The sequence below is a fragment of the Rhizobacter sp. P3_B12 genome (assembly GCF_056402895.1).
In genome coordinates, this window is the sequence record NZ_JBFUGN010000701.1 from 1 (window position 1) to 3301 (window position 3301).

The window sequence follows — 3301 nt, forward strand, 5'->3', positions numbered from 1 at the left end:
GCGCTGGATCCGCGCGGTTCCGGTGGCGGCACCGGTGGCCTTGTCGCGGCAGACCAGGATGGCCGTGCCGCGCCGGCCGTCCAGGGCATCGGGGACGGCCAGGGTTTCCTGCATGGCGGGCAGATGATGCCCATAGGCGCAGGCACGGACGCCGCAGACATCCTGCAGGTCAGCAGCCGTGGCGGCGAGTGAAACGCTGAAAGTGAGGTGGCTTGTCGTCATGATCGGACAGGAGGTTGAGATACCCCCTGTGTGGCGTGGCACATCGCCACGTACCCACCCTATAGACAGGGACTCTTGTCGATGCCGTTGAAAWGGACACGACCCAACACGAGTCGTAAGCCTGTGTTCCAAGTGCGTCGCCATGCATCGATGTTGCCGGCCCATGGCGCGGTTCGGCGATGATGGTCGCCCCTCATTTGACCTCGGGAGTCACGGTTTGAAGACACCATTGATCGGCCTCACGGCCTGCCTGATCAGCCTGTCAACTTTTGCACAGGCCGATCTGGCTGCCAGCGCGGCGAAGGCGCAGGGCGCGCTGGTCACGCCGACCGGCCTCGTGTATCGCTCGCTGAAGGAGGGGTCGGGACCGAGCCCGGCGGCCACGGACCGTGTCCGCGTCCACTACCGCGGCACGTTCGCCGACGGCAAGGAATTCGACAGTTCCTACGCTCGCAAGGAGCCGGCGGAATTCCCGTTGAACCGGGTGATCAAGTGCTGGACGGAAGGCGTGCAGCGCATGAAGGTGGGAGGCAAGGCGCTGCTGGTGTGTCCGCCGGCCATCGCCTATGGGGAAGCCGGTGCCGGGGGGGTCATCCCGCCGAATGCCACCTTGCAGTTCGAGGTGGAGCTGCTGGGCATCGCCGGCAAATGAGCCACCGCGGCTTTGTGCGCTGACGCGCACAGCATGCCGGGCGGCGTTGCTCAGTGGAGGTCGCTGCGCATCACGGCCGGCGTCGCGTACTCGCGACCGACGACGGCTCGGGCATACAGGTAGTTGGTGCGGGCCCGGTCGCTGAGTGCGTCCATCTGCACATGCCCCTCGGCATCGCAGGGAAAGGCCAGGGCCCGGCCTTCGTTGAACAACGACTGGAACCGGATTTCGTAGCGGGCGATCTGCGATGTAGAGCTCATGTAAGCCTCCGTGGAGCACCTTGCCTGGGAGTGGTCGTCGACCTCAACAAGCCCAAACTCGATGACTGAAGATTAGGCGTTGCCCGACGACTGCGCTGTCGGGGCCCCTCGTTGCAGGGGGTCAGAAAAACTCCAATCCCCGTGTCAGTGCGAAGGGTCCGTCCGACAGGGCGAGCAGCCATTGCCTGACAACCTTCCAATCCAGACTAGGCCGCCGCGCCCGTCGGCACCCGTCGCCGACCGAAGATCGCGATGGCCAGGCGAAAAAAAGCCGGGCAAGCCCGGCTTCTTCATCTCAGGCCGGGGCCTGATTACTTGGCAGCGGCCGACGCAGCCGGTGCAGCGCCTTCGGCCTTCTTGTCAGCCTTGTGGTGCTTCTTGTGGGCTGCCTTCTTGGCGGGAGCCGAAGCGGCAGCGGCCGGCGCAGCGGCTTGAGCGAACGAACCCACGGCGAAAGCGGACAGGACGGCGGCAACGATCAGAGACTTGGTCATGGTGTATCCCGAATTGGATGGAAGTCGTTCTGCCCGACTTCCTGAAGCTGGCCCGGCTGTCGCCCGGCTTGTGTCCACAACGGGTCTTGTTGACGATTGGTTGACGTTAAGAACCGCAAAGGCAAGTACGAGATATATGTCGTCACGTTACGCCACGGCGTCCAACAATGACCCCAGCACCTCGTCCTGCACCTTCACGGTGCGCAGGTTGGCCTGATAGGTGTAGCTGGCCGACATCTGCTCGACGGCATCGGCCTCCAGCGAACCGCCGACCTGCCGCTGCGCAGCGATCTCGGCCCGCACGCCGCCTTCCGGCTGCGCCTGCTGGACGACCTGCTGGCGCCGAAAGCCCGGCGTCTGCGCATTGGCGACGTTGTGGGCGGCGCTGTCGAGCCGCAGCTGAGCGGCGTTCAGGCCGGACAGGCCGATGGAGAAGGTGTTGGACATGGCAAGGCCTCGCTTGCGGCGATATCGGCCGTTCCTGCGCCGACTTGAGCGATTCCAGGCATCGAGTTCAAACCATCGCCGCACCCACCGTCGCCCGCACCGGAATGCCGGCCGGGTCGAACCCCTCCAGGCAGAACACGTTGATGCCGACGAAATCGGGCGTCACGCGCTTGCGATGGAACGGATAGATGCCGCAGGTGCTGCAGAAGAAATGCCGCGCGGTGCGGGTGTGGAAGCGGTACTCGCTGAGCGACGCCTCGCCGGCGAGCAGCGTGAAGCGGCTCTCGTGCACTTTCACCATCAGCGCGTTCTTGCGCCGGCAGATCGAGCAGTCGCAGGTGGTCAGCTCGGGAAAGTCGGTCTCGATCGCGAAGCGCACCGCACCGCAGTGGCAGCTGCCCTGCCACGTCTTCACGGGCCGTCCGCTGCTCATGCGGCAGCCACCAGCTCGCCATACCGCCCGAGGTCGATGTTGCCGCCGCTCAGGATCACACCGACCCGCAGGCCGGCCAGCGGCAGCACCCCCTCGAGCACCGCCGCCGCGCCCAGGCAGCCGGTCGGTTCGACGACCAGCTTCATGCGCTCGCCGATGAACCGCATCGTGCGCGCCAGTTGCGCATCGCTGACGGTGAGGATGTCGCGCACCCGGCGCTGGATCACCGGAAAGGTCAGCGCACCCACCAGTTGCGTCTGCGCCGCGTCGGCAATGGTCTGCGGCACCGGGATGCTGACGCGTTCACCGCGCCGGAACGATCGCTGCACATCGTTGCCGGCCTCCGGCTCGACGCCGTACACCGCGCAGTCGGGCGACAGGTGGTGGGCGGCGGTCGCGCTGCCGCTCAGCAGCCCGCCGCCGCCGGTGCAGACGAACAGCGCATCGAGCGGGCCGACCTCCTCGATCAGCTCCTTCGTGGCCGTGCCCTGCCCCGCCATCACCAGCGGATGGTCGTACGGCGGAACCAGCGTCAAGCCACGCTCGGCGGCAAGCCGCTGGCCGATCGCCTCGCGGTCGTCGCGGTAGCGGTCGTACAGCACGACCTCGGCACCATAGCCGCGGGTCGCGGCAATCTTGAGGGCGGGTGCGTCCTGCGGCATCACGACCACCGCCGGCATGCCCAGCAGGCTGGCGCACAGCGCGATCGCCTGGCCATGGTTGCCCGACGACCAGGCGATCACGCCGCGGCGGCGCTGCGCGGCGTCCAGCTGCACCAGCGCGTTGTAGGCAC

General features: G+C 66.8%; 6 protein-coding genes and 1 pseudogene. 1 reads left to right on the forward strand and 6 read right to left on the reverse strand.

Annotation, left to right across the window (positions count from 1 at the left end):
* Window positions 1-222, reverse strand: a pseudogene (locus AC1D01_RS26450) (N-acyl amino acid synthase FeeM domain-containing protein); the annotation flags it as partial.
* 217 nt (window positions 223-439) lie between these two features.
* On the opposite strand from AC1D01_RS26450, the gene AC1D01_RS26455 reads away from it, so the two are divergent.
* On the forward strand, window positions 440-874 hold the full coding sequence (locus AC1D01_RS26455; RefSeq protein ID WP_082004684.1) for an FKBP-type peptidyl-prolyl cis-trans isomerase: 435 nt from the start codon (window positions 440-442) through the stop codon (window positions 872-874).
* 50 nt (window positions 875-924) lie between these two features.
* On the opposite strand, the gene AC1D01_RS26460 is transcribed toward AC1D01_RS26455, so the two are convergent.
* The 5 genes from AC1D01_RS26460 to AC1D01_RS26480 form a co-directional block, all read right to left on the reverse strand.
* Complete coding sequence (locus AC1D01_RS26460) at window positions 925-1134, reverse strand: hypothetical protein (protein WP_047511430.1); 210 nt, start codon at window positions 1132-1134, stop codon at window positions 925-927.
* Window positions 1135-1445: 311 nt separating this feature from the next.
* Window positions 1446-1628, reverse strand: coding sequence for a hypothetical protein (locus AC1D01_RS26465; protein WP_477871669.1), 183 nt, complete (start codon window positions 1626-1628; stop codon window positions 1446-1448).
* Between the two features lie 147 nt (window positions 1629-1775).
* Window positions 1776-2075, reverse strand: coding sequence for a flagellar basal body protein (locus tag AC1D01_RS26470; RefSeq protein ID WP_477871671.1), 300 nt, complete (start codon window positions 2073-2075; stop codon window positions 1776-1778).
* Between the two features lie 67 nt (window positions 2076-2142).
* Window positions 2143-2490, reverse strand: coding sequence for a GFA family protein (locus AC1D01_RS26475; RefSeq protein WP_477871673.1), 348 nt, complete (start codon window positions 2488-2490; stop codon window positions 2143-2145).
* 14 nt (window positions 2491-2504) lie between these two features.
* On the reverse strand, window positions 2505-3301 hold a 797-nt coding region (locus AC1D01_RS26480; RefSeq protein WP_477871675.1), incomplete at its 5' end, for a pyridoxal-phosphate dependent enzyme.